Consider the following 17983-nt stretch of genomic DNA (forward strand, 5'->3'; position numbering starts at 1 on the left):
CCTCAGCGAAAGCGGAAATGGTCGACGAAGGCGCGCAGCGCCGGGCGCATCTGACGGCGCGTCGGATAGGCGAGGTGGAAGCCGGGGAAAGGCGGGCACCAGTCCTCCATCACCCGCACCAGCCGCCCCTCTTCGAGCCGCGGCGCCGCGCGCGGGGCGAGCACCATGGCGATGCCGATCCCGTCCTCGGCCGCCGCCAGCGCCATCTCGTCGCCGTTCACCACCAGCGCCGCGGGCGGCAGCACGGTGACGGCGCGCCCGGCGCGCGAGAACTCCCAGCGATAGAGGCCGCCATCGGGAAAGCGGCGGTGGACGGCGCGGTGGCGCGACAGGTCCTCGGGCGAGGCCGGCGTGCCGTGACGGGCGAGATAGGCGGGCGAGGCGACGGCGGCGAGCGTGAGCGGCGCGCTGGCCGGCACCGCGATCATGTCGGCATCGAGGCTTTCGCCGAGGCGCACGGTGACGTCGAGCCCCTCGGCGACGAGATCGCTGAGCCCGTCGTCGCCGACGATCTCCGGCACCACGCCGGGATGGGCGGCGACGAAACCGGCCATCTGCGGCATCAGGACGAGATGCACCGCCGACATCGGGGCGGCGATGCGCAAGGGGCCGAGCGCCACCGGCGCGGCGAGGCCGGTCTCGGTGATCGCCTGATCGATTTCCAGGAAGGCCGGCTCGATGCGCGCGAGCAGGCGCTCGCCCTCCGGCGTCGTGGAGACCGCGCGGGTGGTGCGCGCCACCAGCCGCACGCCGAGCCGCTCCTCGAGCTTGGCGACGGAATGGCTGACGGCGGACGGCGAGAGGCCGAGTTCGCGCGCCGCGGCGCGGAAGCTGCGCAGGCGCGCGACGCTGGACAGGACGGCGAGGCGGGGGAAGTCGGCGCGGTCCATCGATGAATCCAGTCGAACACGGCATGCGCCATTGTACGGCTTTCCTCCCCAGCCGTCCTGCGCCAAGTTCGCGTCACCATCGGATACGACCAGCATCGGAGCATTCATGAAGACGCGCAAACTCGGGACGGACCTTCAGGTCTCCGCCGTCGGCCTCGGCTGCATGGGCATGAGCCACGCCTATGGCGGGCAGGACGAGGCGGAGGCCATCGCCACGCTGCACCGGGCGATCGACATCGGCGTGACCTTCTTCGACACGGCGGAGGTCTACGGCCCCTATACGAACGAGATCCTCCTGGGGAAGGCCTTCGCCGGACGACGCGACCAGGTGATCATCGCCACGAAGTTCGGCTTCAGGATCGCGGCCGAAGGCGAGGGCGCGGCGCGCATGGCGGGCGTCGACGGGCGGCCGGACAACGCCCGTCGCGTCTGCGAGGCCTCGCTGAAGCGCCTCGGCGTGGAGCGCATCGACCTCTTCTACCAGCACCGCGTCGACCCGTCCGTGCCGATCGAGGAGACGGTCGGGGCGATGGGCGATCTCGTGCGCGAGGGCAAGGTGCGCGCGCTCGGCCTTTCGGAGGCGGGCGCGCAGTCGATCCGGCGCGCCCATCGCGAGCATCCGATCGCCGCCGTGCAGAGCGAGTATTCGCTGTGGACGCGCGATCCGGAGGCGGAGATCCTGCCCGTCCTGAAGGAGCTCGGCATCGGCTTCGTGCCCTATTCGCCGCTCGGGCGCGGCGGGCTGACGGGCGCGGTGACCAAGCCCGAGGACCTCTCGGAGACCGATTTCCGCCGCAACCTGCCGCGCTTCCAGAAGGAGGCGATGGAGGCCAATGCCCGGCTCGTGGAGCTTCTGGCGCGCTTTGCCAAGACGAAGGACGCCACGCCCGCCCAGATCGCCATCGCCTTCGTCCTGTCGCAGGGCGACTTCATCGTGCCGATCCCGGGCGCGCGCAAGATCCGCCATCTGGAGGAGAACGCGGCGGCCGCCGAGATCGAACTGACGCCGGCCGAGATCGAGGAGATCGCCGGCATCCAGGGCGAGGTGACGGGCGAGCGCTACACCGCCGCGCAGCTCGCCATGACCGGGCTCTGATACCATCGCGCCTTCGTTCTGACTTCATCGGAACGAAGGTTCCGCCCATGAGGGCGGACGCCCGTTCGGGCTTGCCTTGCTCCTTCGGACAGGTCTGTCCGAAGGAGCGGCGGTATGAAACAGGCGGGCGGGGCGGACGGGCGCGGGCTCGCCGCCCCGCCCTCGCCCCGCTATACGGGGGCCATGACACCCGACGCCCTCAAGGCCTTCGCCAGGACGGACGCCGCTCGGCTCGGCTTCGACGCGTTCGGCGTCGCGCCGGGAACGGGGGACGTGACCGCCGCCGACCGGCTCGACGCCTTCGTCGAAGCCGGACGGCACGGCACGATGGACTGGCTGCCCGAGACGGCCGGGCGCCGCCGCTCGGCCCGGGCCCTGTGGCCGGACGTGCGCTCGATCCTCGTTCTCGGCATGAATTACGGGCCGGACGAGGACCCGCTCTCCATCCTGGAAAGGCGCGAGCGCGGCGCGATCTCGGTCTATGCGCGCCACCGCGACTATCACGACGTCATCAAGGGCCGGCTGAAGGAGCTCGGCCAGCGCCTCCTCGCCAGGGCGGGCCAGGGCGAGATGAAGGTCTTCGTCGACACCGCGCCCGTCATGGAGAAGCCGCTCGGCCAGATGGCCGGGCTCGGCTGGCAGGGCAAGCACACCAATCTCGTCAGCCGCGACTTCGGCTCCTGGCTGTTCCTCGGCTCGGTCTTCACCACGCTGGACCTTCTCCCGGACGCGCCGGGCCGCGATCTCTGCGGCTCCTGCACCGCCTGCCAGACCGCCTGCCCGACCGACGCCTTCCCGCAGCCCTACCAGCTCGACGCCAGGCGCTGCCTCTCCTACCTGACGATCGAGACGCGCAACCCCATTCCCCGCGCCTTCCGCGCCGCCATGGGCAACCGCATCTACGGCTGCGACGACTGCCTCGCCGTCTGCCCCTGGAACAAGTTCGCGGTCTCGGCGCGCGAGGCCAAGCTCGTGGCGCGGCAGGACCTGAAGGCGCCCGCGCTCGCCGATCTTCTCGCCCTCGACGAGACGGGCTTCCGGACGCTCTTCTCCGGCTCGCCGATCAAGCGCGTCGGGCACGCCAAGTTCGTCTCCAACTGTCTCGTGGCGGCCGGCAATTCCGGCAAGGCGGAGCTCCTGCCGGCCGTCCTCGCGCGCCTTGCGGACCCCGCGCCCCTGGTGCGGGCGATGGCGGTCTGGGCGCTGGCGCGGCTTTCTGCGCGCGACGCCTTGGAAAGACGCGCCGACGCCCTCCATAACGAGGAGGACGCGATGGTTCGGAGCGAGTGGCATGTTCTGGCGCAGGAAGACTGACGACGTCGCCGCCCGCGCGGCGGACGCGGGCAAGACGGCCGCCGAAGCCGGCGCGCGGGCGATCAAGACCGCGAGCGAGACGCTGCAGACGCGCGTGGAGGAGGCGCGGCGCGCGCTGTCCTGGAGCGGGGAGGAGGCGCATCGTCTCCTGCGGCGCACGCGCCGGCGCGAGAGCGAGGCGCTGGGGGCGGGCGCCGTCGGGGCCCTGGCGCTCGGGGCGCTCGCCATCGGCGCGGTCGCGATCGGCGCCTTCGCAATCGGGCGGCTCTCGGTCGGCAAGGCGCGCGTCGGGGAGGCCGAGATCGGCCGCCTGCGCATCGGCCGCCTGGAAGTGGGCTCGGTCGGCCGGCTCCACCGGCGGTCCTGAGACGATGCATCTCTTCGTCTTCGGCCACGGCTATTCGGCCGCGCATTTCGTCGAGACGCTGAGCCGGGACAGCGTGCAGGGCGTCACCGTGCGCTCGCCCGAGAAGGCGGCGCGGCTCGCCGCGCATGGCCTTCGGCCCTTCGTCTACGACGGCACGGGCCCGGGCGAGGGCATCGCGCCCGCGCTCAACCGCGCGACCCATCTCCTCGTCTCGGTGCCGCCCGGCCACGAGGCGCCTCCGGGCGCGGCCGTCGGCGGGGCCAACCAGCCGCCGGGCGATCCGGTCCTGCGCTGGCACGCCGACACGATCGCCCATGCCTGTCCCGCGCTGGAATGGATCGGCTATCTCTCGACCGTCGGCGTCTACGGCGACCACGACGGCGCGTTGGTCGACGAGGAGAGCGCGCCGAAGCCGGTCTCGGCCCGCTCGCGCGAGCGCGTGGCGGCCGAGGAGGCCTGGGCGCGCGTCGCCGAGACGCGCCGCGTGCCGCTCGCCACCTTGCGCCTGTCGGGCATCTACGGCCCCGGCCGCAACAGTTTCGTGAATCTCGCCAAGGGCACGGCCAAGCGGCTGGTGAAGCCCGGCCAGGTGTTCAACCGCATCCATGTCGCCGATATCGCCGGCGCGCTCGCCTTCCTCGCCGAGCGCCGCCTCGGCGGCGTCTTCAACGTCACCGACGACGAGCCCGCGCCGCCGCAGGACGTCGTCGCCCACGCCGCCGCGATGGCCGGGATTGCGCCGCCGCCCGAAATTCCCTTCGACGCGGCGACCCTGACGCCGATGGCGCGCAGCTTCTACGGCGAGAACAAGCGCGTCTCGAACGCCCGTCTCAAGGCGGCGGGCTACGCCTTGCGCTACCCGACCTTCCGCGAGGGCCTCGCCTCGCTGACCGAAGACATCGCGCCGCCGGCCTGACCTTCGGGCGGCGGGCGGCGGCCGGGCGGGCAGGCGGCGGGCGGGCGCTTCCTTCCGCCGGGGGACCCCGGGCGGGCGGAAACCTTGCCTTAACCCTGTGGCCGCAAGCTGTCGGCCGGCTTCCAATCCATTCGCGGAGCTCGTGCGTTTCTCGGGTGGCATCGATCGCGACGCCGATCCCTGGAGTTGGCATACGATGGCGTCCCTCGATCTCGGCACTGTCCTCCTCCTGCATCAGAGTTCGCTGGTGGCGGGCGCCGCTTCGCTGCTTCACCTGTGGCTGCGCGCCGGCCGGCCGGCCGGCGTGCTGCGGATCGCCCTCGGCTTCGCCCTCCTCTCGCTCGGCGCCGCGCTCGGCGGCCTCAACATCCTCGAGGCCGCGCTGCCCGATTTCGCCACGCAATCGGTCCTCGCCGTCTGCCTTCTCGGCGACATCCTCCTCCTCCAGGGCCTCCAGCGCCTCGACAGTCCGCTGCGCTGGCACTGGAGCCTGATCTGCGCGGGCCTTGCCCTCGTCGCCTTCGCGCTGACGCTCGACCGCACGATGGAGGCGGCGCTGCGCTCGCTCGTCTTCCACGCCGCGGGCGCGGGCATCCTCCTCGTCGGCGGGCTCTCGATCGCCTGGCGCCGGCGGGTGGAACCCCTGCCCTCGCGCGGCCCGCTCGCCCTCTGCCTCTTCGCCGGCTCGGCCATCTACGCCCTGCAGGTCGCGCCGGACCTCCTCGGCTGGGCGCCGCCGATCTCGGCGACGACCGGCTTCGCGCTGCTCCTGACGATCAATTACGGGCTGGCCGCCTTCGTCAGCTCGATGGTGCGCGAGCGCACCGAGCTGCAGCACCGGCGCGTCGCGGTGACGGACTCGCTGACCGGCACCGCCAACCGGCGCGGCTTCTTCGACCTCGTGCCGCCCGAGCCGCGCGCCGGCGACGGGCTCGCCGTGCTCGATCTCGACCGTTTCAAGCGCCTCAACGACCAGTTCGGCCACGCGGCGGGCGACCATGCGCTGACCGCCTTCGCCGCCATCGTCGAGCGGCGTCTGGGACACGGCGAGATCTTCGCGCGCTTCGGGGGCGAGGAGTTCGTGATCTTCGTGCCGGGGCCGCAGGCGAGCCGCGCCGTGCGCCTCGTCGAGGAGATCCGCGCCACGCTCGCGAGCGAGGAGATCGTCTGGAAGGGCCTGCGCCTGCCGGTCACCGTCAGCATCGGCCTCTCGGTGGCGGGCACCAGCGCCACGCAATGGTCCGTGCTGCAGGAGGGCGCCGACCGCGCGCTCTACAGCGCCAAGGCGGCGGGGCGAAACCGCGTGGCGATCGATCTCGGCATCGTGCCGGACGAGGCGGGGCGCGAGGAGACCGGCCGGGAGACGGCCGGGCCGGAGGGCGCGGCCGTACGGCAGGCCAGCGCGGCCTGAGCCTTCGAGCCGGGCGGGGCGTCAGGTCTCGATCCGGTCGATGAACCAGCGCGTCAGGCGCGTCCAGACCTCGTCCTTCTCCGCCTGGTCCTCCACGCCGTGCTCGAGATTGGGATTGTCGTTGATCTCGATGGCGAAGACGCCGTCGTCGGTCTCCTTCAGGTCGACGCCATAGAGCCCGTCGCCGATGCAGCGCGCCGCCCTGAGGCCGGCGTCGAGCACGTGCGGCGGCGTCTGGCCGAGGGCGAAGGAGCGGAAGCCCCCCTCCAGCGGGCGCCCGCCCGCCTCGTGGTTGATGATCTGCCAATGGCTCTTGGCCATGAGATACTGCACGGCGAAGAGCGGCTGCCCGCCGAGCACGCCGATGCGCCAGTCGAAGCGCGTCGGCATGTATTCCTGCGCGATGAGGAGGTCGCTGTCCTCCAGCCAGGCGCCCGCCAGCGCCTCGAGCGCGGCCATGTCGCCCACCTTCTTCACGCCGCGCGAGAAGGAGCCGTCGGGGATCTTCAGCACCATCGGGAAGCCGAGTTCGTCGGCGGCCCGCGTCAGATCCTCGCGCCCGCCGATCATGACCGAGGCCGGCGTCGCCACGCCGTTGGCGGCCATCAGCTCGTTCAGATAGACCTTGTTGGTGCAGCGGATCATCGAGATCGGGTCGTCGATGACGGGCATGCCCTCCTGCATCGCGCGGCGCGCGAAGCGGTAGGTGTGGTTGGAGATCGAGGTCGTCTCGCGGATGAAGAGCGCGTCGAAATTGGCGAGCCGCGCCAGGTCGCGGCGCGTGATCGGCTCGACGTCGACGCCCTGGCGCGCGGCGATCTTCGCCCAGTGCTTCAGGGTCTCGACCGAGGAGGGCGGCAGGTCCTCGTTCTTGTCGTAAAGGGTGGCGAAGACGTATTTGGCCGGCGTCTTGGCCTTGGCGGCGCGCCATTCGCGCGCCGTGTAGCGTTCCAGGTCGGCATGGAGGCGGACGAGCTCGGCCTCGTCGAGCTTGCCGATCGAGGCGAAGGCGATGCGGCGGATGCGCGCGGTGCCGGGTTCCAAATGCACCTCGAGGGCGGGAGCGCGGAACCAGTCGAAGAGGAGCTTGGCGAAGCGGTCGAGCCGGTGGTCCCGCGCGAAGCCGAAATAGATGCGGATGGGCGAGGCGGGCAGAAAGCCCGGCGCCGCCTCGCCCTTGCTCCTGCCGGCCGGCGCGGCCGGCTTGCCGCCCTTGCCGGCCGCGGCCGCCGGCTCGGCCGCGTTCTTCTCCAGCGCCCTGGCGAGGGCTGCGTCGAGCTCGGGCAGGGCGTTCTCGTAGAGCTTGCGCTCGGAGAGGTCGATCATCGTCTCGACGGAGGGGATGACGCGGTGGCCGCGCGCCTCGGCGAGCAGCGAGGCGTAGTAGCCCCGGCTCTGATAGGCGTAGGAGCGCGAGAGGTTGATGAGCTTGGGGCGCTGGCCGCGGAAGAGGCCCGGCCGGGCGAGATAGTCCCGGCTCGTCATGATCTTGTGCGGCGTCGCGCCGTTTTCGATATCGGACGCGCGCCCGACGAGGACGACCCATTGGGACATCGGCTGGGAACCTCAGAGGGCGGAACGGGATGGGACGGACATGGCGGCGCGGCGGGCTTGCGCCGTCACGCCCTGGCCGGGGGCCTCGCCCGGCCAGGGCGCGGCGAGAGGAAGACGGCGGCGCGAAGGCCCACCTTGCCGAAGCGCGCGATCCGGTCGAAAACCGCATAGGGTATGGGTAGGCTCGCCGCGTCCGCCACCGTCTCGCCCCGCTCGTCCTCGACCCAGGGGTCGTGGACGACGATATGCCGTCCATCATCGCCATGGGCGAGGACCCAGTGCGGCACCTTCTTGTCGAACATGTGATAGCCCGAGACGAGGACGACGGCCGTCGCCCCGGCCGCGATCGCGGCCCGCAGGTCGTCGATCTGGAAGGGCCGGATATGGACGGGGATGCCGTATCCCTCGGCCCGGCGGCGGAAGTCCTCCTGCGCGAGCGCCATCACCTTCTGCTTCTCCGGGCTGCGCACCCCTTCCAGGAAGAGGTCGCCGGGCTCGGAGACGTGGATCTCGGCGTCGAGCCCGAACTCGTGGGCCGCCACCGCCAGCCCGTAGGGCTCGCAGCCGCCGGGGCCCGACATCATGAACACCGTCGTCGCCTCGCGCCACAGGCGGATCTCCAGCACCGGATCGAGCACGACGCCCGGCACGTCGCGCGCCAGCGCCATCATCAGGCAGCAGGCGCCGCAGGTGAAGTCGGTGGTCTGGTGGTAATAGGGCACGCCCGTCTCCAGCGGGCGCTCGCCGCGCAGCGTCTTCTCGAAGCGCAGCGCCGACATGCGGTCGGCATAGTAGTCGAGATAGCGGCCGACGGGCCGGAAGGCCTCCGAGCGGTAGAGCGCGATGGCCGGCGCGTTGTCCTCGCGCACCTCGAGGCGCAGGGCGAAGCGGTCGCGCTCGTAGGCGCCGCGCTCGGCGGCCTTCAGAAGGGCCCGCCCGACGCCGCGTCCGGCCGCGGTCTTGGCCACCGCCAGCGAATAGAGGCGGGCAAGGCCGGTGGAGCGGCGAAAGAGCAGCGCGCAATAGCCGAGCAGCGGCCCGCCCGCCGGCGCCTCCACCGTCTCGGCGAGAACGATCAGCGCGCTCGGGGCGGACAGGAGATTGCGGAAGGAGCGGCGCGAGATGCGGTCCGCGTCGAAGACGGCGGTCTCGATCTCGAGCAGCCGCTCCAGATCGGCGGGCGTGGCGGCGCGCAGCATGAAATCGCGCCCCTCCACGCAGCGCCCGCGCGGCGCGGCGTCGGCGGCCTCGGGAGCGGGCGAGGAGCGGGGCGTGGGCAGAGACATGGCGAGGGCGGGCCGAAGGATGTTGCGCCGCCCTTATAGACCCCGCGCCCGCAGGCTGGCGAGGGCGGGCGGGAAAAGCTGCCTCCGGCTGGAACCTATCGCGCCGCCGCAAGTTTGACGACTGCCGAAGGGTCCATGGGTTCGGCACTGCAACGCAAGGAACGGCATCGGCCACACGGGCCCTGGCGCCGTTCGCGCATGACGGGATGACCGAGACGATGTCATTGACGACCGATTTCTCCGGACGCCCGACGTCCAAGGACGGGCGCAAGGTGGCCCTCGTCGTGGACGACGAGATGCTGGTGCGCATGAACGCCGTCGATCTCTTCGAGGAGATGGGCTTCGAGGTCCTGGAAGCCTCGAACGGCAACGAGGCGCTCGCCGTGCTCGAGGCGCGGCCGGATGTCGACATCCTCTTCAGCGACTGCCGCATGCCCGGCCTGTCCGGCCCGGACCTCGCGGCCATCGCCGCCGAACGCTGGCCGTCGCTGCGCATCGTCCTTGTCTCCGGCTATGTGAAGGTCGCCCCCACGACCTGGCCGCTCATCGCCAAGCCCTACGATGCCAGCACGCTGGAGCGCGTCGTCCTGAAGGACGGCTGAGCGTCGCAGCCCGTCGCGTTCGGGCCCATCGCGCCGGACAGCGGCCGCGCATGGACCGTGCCGGCCGAAGGTCGCCCGGGTGGCGGACGCTTCCCGGCAACGTGCCGGCGACGCGCAGCCGGCAACCGCCGCTTCGTCCCCCCCTGCCTGCGCATCGCGGCCGACGCCGGCGAACGGTTTTCCCGGTTCATATTGCATCGCAGCATGAGACCCCCATCTGATGGGTCAGCCGATCCTTGCGCGAGGACCGACACCACGCCGGAAGGACGATGCGATGAGCCCGATTTCGAAAGCTGCCCTCTTGGAGGCGACGCGCCTCACGCGGGCCGGACGCCTCGACGAGGCGCTCGCCGCCCTGACCGGCCGTGCGGCGCCCGCCGTCGGGACGGAGCGCGACGCGCCGGCCGGCCAGCCCCGCATGCCCCATGCCGGCCCCGACCTCTCGGCCCTCGGCGACATGGCGGCGCGGCTCGGGGCGGGGCTCGGAGCGGGGCTGAAGAAGATGCCCTTCGAGCTTCCCGGCGGCCTCGGCGCCAAGGCCCCGGCGCCCGAGCCGAAGCTCGCGCCCGGCGCGCGCTTCGAGAGCCTCGACCATACGGGCATGGCCGGAACGCGGGCCTACCGGCTCTACGTGCCCTCCACCTATCGCGAGGCTCCCATGCCGCTCGTCGTGATGCTGCATGGCTGCACCCAGTCGCCCGAGGATTTCGCCGCCGGCACGCGGATGAACGAGGTCGCCGAGGAGCACGGCTTCCTCGTCGCCTGGCCGGCCCAGAGCAAGGCGGCCAACGCCTCGAAATGCTGGAACTGGTTCAAGCCCGAGGATCAGGGCCGCGAGCGCGGCGAGCCCTCGCTGATCGCCGGCATCGTGCGCGACATCGAGCGCGACTTCGCCGTGGAGGCGGGCCGCGTCTTCGTCGCCGGCCTTTCGGCGGGCGGGGCGCAGGCCGCGATCATGGGGGCGGCCTATCCCGACCTCTTTCGCGCCGTCGGCGTCCATTCCGGCCTCGCCTGCGGGGCGGCCAGCGACATGGGCTCTGCCTTTTCCGCCATGCGCAACGGCGCGCCCGCCAGGCCTCGCGCGCCGGGCGCCGCCCCCATCCCGACCATCGTCTTCCACGGCGACGAGGACGCGACGGTCCATCCGGCCAATGCCCAGTCCGTGGCGCACGGGGCGCGCGGGCCCCACGCGCTGGAGGCGCGCGAGGAAACCGGCACCGCGCCCGGCGGGCGCGCCTACAGCCGCCGCGTCGAGACCGACGGGTCGGGCCGGGTGGTGCTGGAGACCTGGACGCTGCATGGCGGCCCGCACGCCTGGTCGGGCGGCAGCGCGGCCGGCACCTATACCGATCCCGCCGGCCCCGACGCGAGCCGGGCCATGGCGCGCTTCTTCCTCGCCCAGCCGCACGGCTGAGCGCGGCCGGCCCGTCAGCGGGACTTGGCGTAGGCCTTCAGCTCGAAGCCGGGCGCCGTCGCCTCCTGCGGCGACGGGCCGGCGCCGCGGGCGAGGAGCGCGCGGGCGGCCATGTGGTCGCCCGGCCGGTTCAGCGTCTCGGCCGCCACGAAGCGCCCGTTCCGAAAGCGCAGCACGGTGAGCTGGGGCGGATCGCCGGCCGCCCCGGGCATGGCCGGCCCGCCCGCCGTCACGGCGGCGTCGGCCGCCGCCGCGAGCCCCGCCATCTGGATCTTCACCTTGCCCTGGTCGCTCCAGAACCAGGGGACGGGAACGGCCGGCATCGTCGCGCCGGTGAGATGGGCGGCGAGCGCGCGGGCCTGATCGTTGGCGTTCTGCACCGATTCCAGCCGTTCGGTCTCCCCGGCCCCGTGCGGATTGGGCGCGCGCGCGCAGTCGCCGAGCGCGAAGATGGCGGGATCGCTCGTGGCGAGCGTCTCGTCGACGATGATGCCGTCGCCGATCGCAAGGCCCGCATCGCCTGCGAGTTCGACATTGGGAACGACCCCGATGCCGACGACGACGAGATCGGCCTCCACCGCCCGCCCGTCGGAGAGGCGCAGCCGCGCGACGCGCCCGCCCTCCCCTTCGAGCGCGGCGATGCCCGCGCCCATGCGCAGATCGACGCCGAGCGCGCGGTGATAGGCCTCGACCGCGCTCGAAGCTTCCGGCGAGAGCACGCGCGACAGGGCGCGCGGCGCGACGTCGACGACGGTCACGGCCAGCCCCTTGAGCGCGGCGGTCGCTGCGAATTCCAGCCCGATGAAGCCGGCGCCGACGACGACGGCCCGGCGCGCGCCGTCCATCGCGCCGCGCACCCGCCGCGCCTCCTCGAGGCTGCGCAGCATCAGGACGCCTTCGAGATCGGCGCCCGGCACGGGAAGGCGGCGGTTGCGCGCGCCCGTCGCCAGGACCAGGCGGTCATAGGCGAGGTCCGACCCGTCGGCCAGGCGCAGCGTGCGGCGGTCGCGATCGATGGCGGCGACCCGCAGGCCGTCGCGGTGGTCGATGCGGTGTTCGGCGAACCAGGGCGCCGGGCGGAAGGCGAGCCCGGCCTCGTCGGCGGCGCCGGCGAGAAAGGCCTTGGAGAGCGGCGGGCGGTTGTAGGGCAGGTCCGCCTCGTCGCCGACGAGCGTCAGCGCCCCGGCGAAGCCCGCCTGTCGCAGTGCCGCTGCGAGTTGGAAGCCGGCATGGCCGGCCCCGACGATGGTGATGGCGCGGTCCATGGCCATGGGTCCCCCGGTGCTCCTGTCCGGCGGATCTCCTAGCGCATCGCCGGCCGCAGCGGCACCGCCTTTCGGTGCCGGCAATGCGGGTCGTGCCGCCCCCCGCTCAGTGGCCGGGCGTCGCCGGACCCGCCTTGCCGCGTCCGAACAGGCCGGAGACGGCGCGCCAGAGCGGGGCGATTACGAAGGCGGTCAGCGGGATGAGGATCGCGCCGACGGCAAGGCCGACGACGCCGGCGCCCGCCGCCGAGACGATCCATTCCAGAAGGCCGCCGATCGCCGGCACGAGGGCGCCCGCCGAGACGCCGAGATCGTGGACGAAATGGGCCGGCCCGGACAGGCCGTAGGTCTCCAGACCGTGCAGGACGATGCCGCCGCCGACCCAGATCATCGCCGCCGTGCCGATGACGGCCAGCACCTTCAGGAAGACGGGCATGCCGGTGACGAGCCCGCGGCCGAGGCCGCGCCAGAGGCCGGCGAGCGGCGAGGTCGATCGCGAGGCGGCGAGCGCCACGCCGATGTCGTCGGCCTTCACGATGAGGGCGACGGCGCCGTAGACGACGGCGGTGATGCCGAGGCCGACGACCGCCAGGACCGCCGCCTGCATGAAGACCGAGCCTTCGGGGAGCGAGGCGAGCGTGATCGCCATGATCTCGGCCGAGAGGATGAAGTCGGTCTTGATGGCGCCGGCGACGCGCGCCTCCTCCAGCGCCTTGGGGTCCTGGGGGGCGACGCCCACCTTGGCCTCGTGCGCATGCGCCTTGTGGGGCACCAGCGCCTCGTAGACCTTCTCTGTGCCCTCGTAGGCGAGATAGGCGCCGCCGATCATCAGGAGCGGGGTGATGACCCAGGGCGCGAAGAAGGAGAGGAGCAGCGCGGCCGGCAGAAGGAAGAGGATCTTGTTGCGCGCCGAGCCGACGGCGATGCGCCAGACGATGGGCAGTTCGCGCGCGGCGTTGAAGCCCGTCACGTAGCGCGGCGTCACGGCCGCGTCGTCGATGACGACGCCCGCCGCCTTGATGCCGGCACGCCCGGCCTGGGCCGCGACGTCGTCGATGGAGGCGGCCGCGACCTTGGCCAGCGCCGTCACGTCGTCGAGGAGGGCGATCAGACCGATGCTCAAGGCGCAGCACTCCCGTCGGCTTCTTTGACCGACACAGATCGGGTCCGCGCCGCGTTTGGGAAGGCCCGTTCCCGGAAAACCCCGTGGGCCGGGGCGGCGGGGATGAGCCCGCCGCCCGTTCCGTCAGGCGGCCGGGCGCTCGGCCAGGCGCTCTTCCACCAGGCCCCGCAGCGACCGCAGGTCCTTGGCGAAGGAGCGGATGCCCTCGGCGAGCTTCTCGGTCGCCATCGCGTCCTCGTTCATCGCCCAGCGGAAGGAGGCCTCGTCGAGCGCGATCGGCTCGATCTTCTCGGCGCGCTCGGGCGACAGGCGACGCTCCAGCGGGCCTTCGCTCGCCGCAAGCTCGGAGAGGAGGGCGGGCGAGATCGTCAGCCGGTCGCAGCCGGCGAGCGCCTCGATCTCGCCGACATTGCGGAAGGAGGCGCCCATGACGACGGTCCGGATGCCGTTCGACTTGAAGTAATCGTAGATCGAGCGCACCGAGAGCACGCCCGGATCTTCCTCGGCCGTGTAGGTCTTGCCGGTCGACTTGGCGTACCAGTCCATGATGCGGCCGACGAAGGGCGAGATCAGGAAGACGCCCGCATCGGCGCAGGCGATGGCCTGGGTGCGGTTGAAGATCAGCGTCAGGTTGCAGTCGATGCCCTCCTTCTGGAGGATCTCGGCGGCGCGGATGCCCTCCCAGGTCGCGGCGAGCTTGATGAGGACGCGCTCGCGCGGCACGCCGCGCTCCTCGTAGTCGGCGATGATGCGCCGGCCGCGCTCGACCGAGGCCTCGATGTCGAAGGAGAGGTCGGCATCGACTTCGGTGGAGACGCGGCCCGGCACGAGTTCGGCGAGCGCGCTGCCCACGGAGACGGCGAGGCGGTCGGCGACCGCGTTGGCGACGCCCGTGGACGAACCGCCCTGGCGCCGGCCCCAGGCGAGCGCCTCGTCGAAGGCGCCGGCGAAGGCCGGGGTGCCGAGCGCCTTCAGCACGATCGTCGGGTTCGTCGTGCAGTCCACCGGCTTCAGCGCGCGAACGGCGTCGATGTCGCCGGTGTCGGCGACGACGGTGGTCATCTCGCGGAGCTGTTCGAGCTTGGAAGCCATCGATTCGGTCCTTCTGTGTCGGGCGGGCGATCGCGCGTTCCTGCGCCCCGCGATCGGTCGGGCGGATGGGGTGCGTTCAAGCGCGTCCGCCCCCGGCCCGCAAGGCCGATCATGCGCGACGCGGGGCCGGAGGCGATTTTTTCCACGCCGCGCGAGCTCCGCCCGTCGCAAAACGCGACAGGCGGGCCATCGATCCGCCGAAGCCTCCGTCACTTTCGCGCCAACGCCGCGCAAGGGCCCGTCTTCGAAGCGCAAACCGCTGGCGGCCGGTGCCCGTTGCGCCTAGCTAGAAACCCTGGGGACCGCGCATCCGCGGCGGAAGGCGAAAGACGGCTTTGAGCGAAGAGAACGGGACGTTCGGGCTGCGGGCTTCGCTCCATATGTTCTCGCTGAAGGCGGGACGGGCGGACGACACGGAGGCGCTCAACGAGATCGGTTTCCTGCCCGTCCAGTTCCGGCCGCAGGGCCGGGCCGGACTCGACCTGTCGATCGAGGGGCTCCACAGCCGGAAGGTCAACCTGTGGCGCACGCGCTCGACGAGCGGCTTCAAGTCGCGGCCGAAGGCGGAGATCGACGTCCTGTCCGTGCGCCTGTTGCTGAAGGGGCGGATGACGCGCATCGACGGGGGTCGCGAGTTCGTCGCCGAGACCGGCCACGGCATCGCCCTGCCCTTCGAGGCGATGAATGTCGCGACGATGTCGCCCGCCTTCGACGCGCTGAGCTGCTCCATCCCGCAGCGGCATCTCAGGGCCGCCTTCGAGACCCTGGAAGGCCGGCCGGCGCCGGTGCGTCTGGCGTTCGAACCCGTCGTGGCCTTCGACACGAGGGCCGTGCGCGCCTTCGCCGCGACGCTGCGCAGCGTCCACCGGCGGCTGTCGCGATCGCCCGAGGGGGCGGACCTGTTCTATCCCCTCCTGGAGGAGCTGATGCTGCACCAGTTCCTTTCCTCCTGGCCGATGCACGCGCATGCCCAGCCCGACGCGGCCGGGCCGGCGCATTCGCGCGTGGTGCGCCGGGCGCGCGACTATATGGAGGCGCATCTGGCGACGCCGATGACGGTCGCCGAGATCGCCGCGGCGGCCGGCGTCAGCGTGCGCGTGCTGCAGCTGACCTTCCGCAAGGAGATCGACCGAACGCCGATCCAATACATCCTGGAGCGCCGCCTCGACCTGGTGCGCGACGAACTCGCGCGCGCCGGTCCGGACACGCGCATCTCGCAGGTCTCCACACGCTGGGGCTTCACCAGCGCCAGCGACTTTTCCGCGCGCTACAAGGCGCGCTTCGGCTGCACGCCGACGCAGACGCTCGCCCAGGCGCTCAACCGCCATAATAGCCATTGAAATGCTATTGTAAGTAATGCTTTCAATTAGACTTCCGTATAGAACAACGCAATGAAGTGTTCTGTTTTCGCAATCGTGCTATAATTCGTATTTCTTATAGTATATTACAAGATGTACATCCCGGTGCATCAATTGTTATTCTTTTTTGGTCAGGGTGCGACCGATCCGCAAATCGGAAGGTCTTTTCATCAATGCGCATTTCTGTTCGCTGGAAGCTCGGTGCGAGCTTCGCGGCAATTCTTGTCATGACGGGTGTGGTCGGTCTCGTCAGCTATCGCAGCGTGGTCTCCGGCGACGAGGCGCTGCGCTCCTTCGCGCAGGGACCGGCGACGCTCGTGCAGAAGTCCGGCGAACTCCAGAACGGGCTCCTCAACCTGAAGAGCAGCGTCATGGTGGCGATCGTCTCCGACAGCGCGCAGCTGCGCCGCGAGGCCGAGGCCTCCTACGCCGACGTCTGGCGCAACCTGACCGCCGATAGCGATGCCGTGCTCGCCGCGCTCGAGCCGGCCGCCCGTTCCAGCTTCGAGGATCTGCGCCCGGTGCTCGACGAGCTGCGCCGCGTCTCCGACGAGACCTTCGCCGCCGGCGTCGAAGGCGAGGCGAGCGCCGCGCTCGACGCCTTCCGCGAGAGCGCGACCGCGCTCGACATCTTCCTGAAGCGCCTCGCCGCGCTGGAAACCTCCGCCGCCGGGACCTTCACGACTCCCGCCTCGGACGCGCTTCTGGCGCGCATCCACGCCAATGCGCTGGCGGCCCGGATCGCCATGCTCGGCACGATCGTCCTGTCGGCGGACGAGGAGATCGCGGTGGCCGACGGCCAGCTCAAGGCGGCCGACGCCAGCATCCGGGCCGATCTGAAGACGCTCGCCGCCACGCCCGGCCTGTCCTCCGCCTCGGCGCTCGCCGACAGCTGGAACACGGCCTCCGCGACGCTGAGCCGCTTCGCCGCGATCGGCGTCGCCAACTGGCAGGGCAAGGCGCGGACCCTTCTGGAGACGCGGCTCGAGCCCCTCGCCCATTCGGCCGCCGAGCGCCTCGACGCGCTCGACACGGCCACCGAAACCGCGAAGCAGGGCTTCCTGGCGCGCTCGGAGAACCTCTACCGGCAGAACGAGTTCGTGCTCCTCTCGCTGCTGGCCGCGGTCTTCGCGCTCGGCGCGGGTCTCGCCTTCGCCATTGGCCGCAATCTCTCGCATGGGCTTCGGCAGGCCGTCGAGAACGCCAAGCGCATCGGCTCAGGCGACCTGTCCCATCGCATCGTCCACAACCGCCGCGACGAGATCGGCGATCTCCTGTCGAACCTGTGCGTGATGCGCCTGAAGCTGCGCGCCGTCATCGGCGATGTCGCGCTGTCCTCCGAACAGGTCGCCTCCGGCTCGGCCAACGCCTCGCAGGCCGCCGACCTTCTCTCCTCGGGATCGACGCAGCAGGCGGCGGCCTCCGAGCAGGCCTCCGCGGCCGTCGAGGAGATGACGGCCAACCTTCGCAAGACGGCCGACAACGCCACGCAGACCGAACGGATGGCCGGCCAGGCCTCGATCAACGCCGCGCGCAGCGGCGAGGCGGTGGCCAAGTCTCTGGAAGCGACGCAGGCCATCGCGGAGAAGATCCGGATCGTGCAGGAGATCGCGCGCCAGACCGATCTCCTGGCGCTGAACGCGGCCATCGAGGCGGCGCGCGCCGGCAGCCACGGCAAGGGTTTCGCGGTGGTGGCCTCCGAGGTGCGAAAGCTTGCCGAGCGCAGCCAGCACGCCGCCACCGAGATCGGCGCGCTCTCCCAGTCGACGCTGCTCGCCTCCGAGGAGGCCGGCCGCATGCTCGACCAGCTGGTGCCCGACATCCGCCAGACCTCGGAACTCGTCTCGGAGATCACCGCCGCCTGCCGCGAACAGTCGGTCGGCATCGACCAGATCAACGACGCGATCATCCAGCTCGACCAGGTGACGCAGGCGAATGCGGGGGCCGCCAACGCCATGTCGGCGACCTCGGGAGAACTGTCCATGGAGGCCGAGCATCTGGAGACGCGCGTCGGCTTCTTCCATCTGGGCACGGACGCGGACGCGCTTCCGGGCACGCTGCCGCCCGAATTCGTGGCGCTGCTCGGCGACCTGAAGCCGCGCGAGCGCGCCGGCGACGTGCGCGCCCTGCAGGCCCAGGCCCAGGCCTTCGTGCGGGCCGCGCCCCCTGCGCAGAAACGCGCCTCGCGGCCGGCCTCGACGCAAGGGGTCGATCTGCAGCTTGGCGACGCGTTCGAGCGTCAGAGCGCCTGATCCAGCCTGTCCGGTCTATCCGGACCGTCCGGCCGGCGCGCCC

At 71.6% G+C, this 17983-nt stretch carries 15 protein-coding genes; 9 read left to right on the plus strand and 6 right to left on the minus strand.

What is annotated here, in order from left to right; genetic code table 11:
• Nucleotides 1-2: 2 nt before the first annotated feature.
• On the minus strand, nucleotides 3-890 hold the full coding sequence (locus ASG48_RS13110; protein WP_055850376.1) for a LysR family transcriptional regulator: 888 nt from the start codon (nucleotides 888-890) through the stop codon (nucleotides 3-5).
• Nucleotides 891-996: 106 nt separating this feature from the next.
• Between ASG48_RS13110 and ASG48_RS13115 the strand changes: the two genes are divergently transcribed.
• The 5 genes from ASG48_RS13115 to ASG48_RS13135 all read left to right on the plus strand — a co-directional run bounded on the left by ASG48_RS13115 (nucleotide 997) and on the right by ASG48_RS13135 (nucleotide 5994).
• Nucleotides 997-1986: an aldo/keto reductase gene (locus ASG48_RS13115; protein WP_055850378.1), complete on the plus strand. Its 990-nt coding sequence runs from the start codon at nucleotides 997-999 to the stop codon at nucleotides 1984-1986.
• Nucleotides 1987-2169: 183 nt separating this feature from the next.
• Nucleotides 2170-3300, plus strand: a complete 1131-nt coding sequence (gene queG, locus ASG48_RS13120; protein WP_055850689.1) for a tRNA epoxyqueuosine(34) reductase QueG — start codon at nucleotides 2170-2172, stop codon at nucleotides 3298-3300.
• Nucleotides 3278-3667 (plus strand): hypothetical protein, encoded by a 390-nt coding sequence (locus tag ASG48_RS18850; RefSeq protein WP_244486899.1) that lies wholly within the window; start codon nucleotides 3278-3280, stop codon nucleotides 3665-3667. The genes queG and ASG48_RS18850 overlap by 23 nt, the downstream gene beginning before the upstream one ends.
• Before the next feature lie 4 nt (nucleotides 3668-3671).
• On the plus strand, nucleotides 3672-4583 hold the full coding sequence (locus ASG48_RS13130) for an SDR family oxidoreductase (RefSeq protein WP_055850380.1): 912 nt from the start codon (nucleotides 3672-3674) through the stop codon (nucleotides 4581-4583).
• Nucleotides 4584-4779: 196 nt separating this feature from the next.
• Nucleotides 4780-5994 carry a GGDEF domain-containing protein gene (locus ASG48_RS13135; RefSeq protein WP_055850383.1) on the plus strand — a complete coding sequence of 405 codons (1215 nt, stop codon included), beginning with the start codon at nucleotides 4780-4782 and terminating at the stop codon, nucleotides 5992-5994.
• A 21-nt stretch (nucleotides 5995-6015) separates the two neighbouring features.
• Here ASG48_RS13135 and ASG48_RS13140 read toward each other — a convergent pair whose 3' ends face one another.
• Complete coding sequence (locus ASG48_RS13140) at nucleotides 6016-7548, minus strand: RimK family protein (protein WP_055850386.1); 1533 nt, start codon at nucleotides 7546-7548, stop codon at nucleotides 6016-6018.
• A 65-nt stretch (nucleotides 7549-7613) separates the two neighbouring features.
• Nucleotides 7614-8747 carry a GNAT family N-acetyltransferase/peptidase C39 family protein gene (locus tag ASG48_RS13145; protein ID WP_055850694.1) on the minus strand — a complete coding sequence of 378 codons (1134 nt, stop codon included), beginning with the start codon at nucleotides 8745-8747 and terminating at the stop codon, nucleotides 7614-7616.
• A 305-nt stretch (nucleotides 8748-9052) separates the two neighbouring features.
• Here ASG48_RS13145 and ASG48_RS13150 point away from each other — a divergent pair, with 305 nt between their 5' ends.
• Together ASG48_RS13150 and ASG48_RS13155 are read left to right on the plus strand one after the other, a co-directional pair.
• Nucleotides 9053-9436, plus strand: coding sequence for a response regulator (locus ASG48_RS13150; RefSeq protein WP_055850697.1), 384 nt, complete (start codon nucleotides 9053-9055; stop codon nucleotides 9434-9436).
• Between the two features lie 274 nt (nucleotides 9437-9710).
• Nucleotides 9711-10850, plus strand: a complete 1140-nt coding sequence (locus ASG48_RS13155; protein WP_055850387.1) for a PHB depolymerase family esterase — start codon at nucleotides 9711-9713, stop codon at nucleotides 10848-10850.
• 14 nt (nucleotides 10851-10864) lie between these two features.
• On the opposite strand, the gene ASG48_RS13160 is transcribed toward ASG48_RS13155, so the two are convergent.
• From ASG48_RS13160 to tal, 3 genes are all read right to left on the minus strand, one after another.
• Nucleotides 10865-12115: an FAD-dependent oxidoreductase gene (locus tag ASG48_RS13160; protein ID WP_082529469.1), complete on the minus strand. Its 1251-nt coding sequence runs from the start codon at nucleotides 12113-12115 to the stop codon at nucleotides 10865-10867.
• Between the two features lie 106 nt (nucleotides 12116-12221).
• The gene (locus tag ASG48_RS13165) at nucleotides 12222-13238 is read right to left on the minus strand and encodes a DUF808 domain-containing protein (protein WP_055850391.1); all 1017 of its coding nucleotides are present in this window, start codon (nucleotides 13236-13238) and stop codon (nucleotides 12222-12224) included.
• Nucleotides 13239-13361: 123 nt separating this feature from the next.
• Nucleotides 13362-14330: a transaldolase gene (tal, locus tag ASG48_RS13170; RefSeq protein ID WP_055850393.1), complete on the minus strand. Its 969-nt coding sequence runs from the start codon at nucleotides 14328-14330 to the stop codon at nucleotides 13362-13364.
• A gap of 335 nt (nucleotides 14331-14665) precedes the next feature.
• Between tal and ASG48_RS13175 the strand changes: the two genes are divergently transcribed.
• Nucleotides 14666-15670 carry an AraC family transcriptional regulator gene (locus tag ASG48_RS13175; protein ID WP_055850396.1) on the plus strand — a complete coding sequence of 335 codons (1005 nt, stop codon included), beginning with the start codon at nucleotides 14666-14668 and terminating at the stop codon, nucleotides 15668-15670.
• 245 nt (nucleotides 15671-15915) lie between these two features.
• Entirely contained in the window at nucleotides 15916-17940 is a 2025-nt protein-coding gene (locus tag ASG48_RS13180) for a methyl-accepting chemotaxis protein (protein WP_055850397.1), read from the plus strand.
• The last annotated feature ends 43 nt before the right edge of the window (nucleotides 17941-17983 follow it).

It is taken from the genome of Aurantimonas sp. Leaf443 (assembly GCF_001425575.1).
GTDB lineage: Bacteria > Pseudomonadota > Alphaproteobacteria > Rhizobiales > Rhizobiaceae > Leaf443.

Excerpts from the sequence above, each read along its gene's own strand:
- ASG48_RS13110 (WP_055850376.1), bottom strand. The coding sequence starts at position 890 with ATGGACCGCGCCGACTTCCCCCGCCTCGCCGTCCTGTCCAGCGTCGCG.
- ASG48_RS13115 (WP_055850378.1), top strand. The coding sequence starts at position 997 with ATGAAGACGCGCAAACTCGGGACGGACCTTCAGGTCTCCGCCGTCGGC.
- queG (WP_055850689.1), top strand. The coding sequence starts at position 2,170 with ATGACACCCGACGCCCTCAAGGCCTTCGCCAGGACGGACGCCGCTCGG.
- ASG48_RS18850 (WP_244486899.1), top strand. The coding sequence starts at position 3,278 with ATGTTCTGGCGCAGGAAGACTGACGACGTCGCCGCCCGCGCGGCGGAC.
- ASG48_RS13130 (WP_055850380.1), top strand. The coding sequence starts at position 3,672 with ATGCATCTCTTCGTCTTCGGCCACGGCTATTCGGCCGCGCATTTCGTC.
- ASG48_RS13135 (WP_055850383.1), top strand. The coding sequence starts at position 4,780 with ATGGCGTCCCTCGATCTCGGCACTGTCCTCCTCCTGCATCAGAGTTCG.
- ASG48_RS13140 (WP_055850386.1), bottom strand. The coding sequence starts at position 7,548 with ATGTCCCAATGGGTCGTCCTCGTCGGGCGCGCGTCCGATATCGAAAAC.
- ASG48_RS13145 (WP_055850694.1), bottom strand. The coding sequence starts at position 8,747 with ATGCTGCGCGCCGCCACGCCCGCCGATCTGGAGCGGCTGCTCGAGATC.
- ASG48_RS13150 (WP_055850697.1), top strand. The coding sequence starts at position 9,053 with ATGTCATTGACGACCGATTTCTCCGGACGCCCGACGTCCAAGGACGGG.
- ASG48_RS13155 (WP_055850387.1), top strand. The coding sequence starts at position 9,711 with ATGAGCCCGATTTCGAAAGCTGCCCTCTTGGAGGCGACGCGCCTCACG.
- ASG48_RS13160 (WP_082529469.1), bottom strand. The coding sequence starts at position 12,115 with ATGGACCGCGCCATCACCATCGTCGGGGCCGGCCATGCCGGCTTCCAA.
- tal (WP_055850393.1), bottom strand. The coding sequence starts at position 14,330 with ATGGCTTCCAAGCTCGAACAGCTCCGCGAGATGACCACCGTCGTCGCC.
- ASG48_RS13180 (WP_055850397.1), top strand. The coding sequence starts at position 15,916 with ATGACGGGTGTGGTCGGTCTCGTCAGCTATCGCAGCGTGGTCTCCGGC.